2 protein-coding genes are annotated in these 1,528 nt (G+C 45.2%); both read left to right on the top strand.

The features are described from left to right. The coding region (locus A3738_RS26300) for a bacterioferritin-associated ferredoxin (RefSeq protein ID WP_197474055.1) at nucleotides 1-387 on the top strand (387 nt) is incomplete at its 5' end. Next, nucleotides 384-1,277, top strand: coding sequence for a uroporphyrinogen-III C-methyltransferase (gene cobA / locus A3738_RS26295; RefSeq protein ID WP_068502954.1), 894 nt, complete (start codon nucleotides 384-386; stop codon nucleotides 1,275-1,277). The genes A3738_RS26300 and cobA, both read left to right, overlap by 4 nt. Nucleotides 1,278-1,528: the final 251 nt, after the last annotated feature.

Below are 1,528 nucleotides of genomic sequence, written 5' to 3'. Positions count from 1 at the left end.
CAAAATGGAATGAATCGTTTTGCGACGCGCGACCAATCATTAGTTTACGGCGTATTCACGCATTCAGAGGCGCAAGAATATGAGCGAGCTTGGTTAGAAAGCATGCTTGATAGTAGCGTCTTGAGCGAAGAACAAATCCAAGCACTTCTGCATGCGGAAGTAGACTCCGTCTATGCCCAAGGTCGCATGGTCTGCAGCTGTTATAAGGTGGGTGAAAAAGAGATCATCCGAGCCATACAAGATGACGGCTGTGATAGCGTTGAAGCTTTGGGGTCGCAATTAAAGTGCGGCACAAATTGTGGGTCGTGTAAGTCTGAACTCAAACAAATTCTTAAGCAAAATCTTGTTCCAGAAGGTGAACGCATTACCTTAGAGGAGTTTTCATGATTACTGCTGCAACAAATTTATTAGCTCTATTTAGGCGCTCTTCAAATAATGATGGAGAGGTTAAGGACACAGGGTTTATAAATCGGGTTAAAACTCAAATACAAGCTCGTTCTAAACGAGGTTGTGTAACGATTATTGGTGCGGGGCCAGGTGATGTAGAGTTGCTCACCCTTAAGGCTTATCGCGCGCTACAAAATTCAGATGTCATTTTGTTCGACGCACTCGTGTCCGATGAGGTGGTGGCGCTGTTTCCTAAACAAGTACAACGCATTTATGTTGGTAAGCGCTATGCCCAACATAGCATGTCTCAAGAGGGTATTTCGGCGTTGATGCTAAAACTGGCACTTGAAGGAAAACAGGTAGTACGAGTAAAAGGCGGCGATCCCGCGATTTTTGCTCGTGTTGGTGAGGAGTGTCAGGTACTTCAACAATCTGGAGTTCCAGTTTGTGTTGTTCCTGGAGTCACAGCCGCATCGGGCGCGTCTTCTTATGCTGGTATTCCCTTAACACATCGCAGTTGTGCACAATCGGTTCGGTTTGTGACGGCACACATGAAAAGTGCTGAGACAGAACCCAATTGGGCATCATTGAGTGAAGGAGTATCAGGGCAATCGAAAAACGGAGAAACCTTAGTATTTTATATGGGGCTTCGTCGAATCGACTTAATTGCTCAGAGGCTTATTGAGCATGGGGTTTCTGCTTCGTTGCCTGTGGCAGTGATCGAAAACGCGACAACCCCTATGCAAAAGATCTGCATAGCCACGCTTTCTGATATCGTAGAGAAAGTTCGAGATCAAAAAATCTCTGGTCCTGCGATTACGATTGTTGGTGAAGTGGTGAACTTGCGTTATCCAGTGGAAAGAGAAGCTGCTGCTGTTGCGACCGCCTAACTTTGTTACACTATATTGGTGTGCGATTGTATGTGTACAAGTTTGACCGCATCAAAAATCAATCACTTAGCGTGCATTTAATGCATGGTCTATTTTTTGCTGCCTGTTATGCACGTGAGCGAGCATCAAGACTCGTAGCGAGTAAGTTGTCCGTGAAAAGAGTCCCAAGGTATGTCCTCAGAATTAAGTATTCTACTTATTGACGAAGACTTAGATCGTGCTAGTGAGGTGGTATCCGCCTTAGAAAAATC

The sequence above is a fragment of the Oleiphilus sp. HI0066 genome, assembly GCF_001635725.1.
This window is presented reverse-complemented; position numbering and strand designations above follow the sequence as displayed.

Bases quoted from the DNA above. Each gene is read 5' to 3' on its own strand.
- cobA (WP_068502954.1), top strand. From the start codon at position 384: ATGATTACTGCTGCAACAAATTTATTAGCTCTATTTAGGCGCTCTTCA.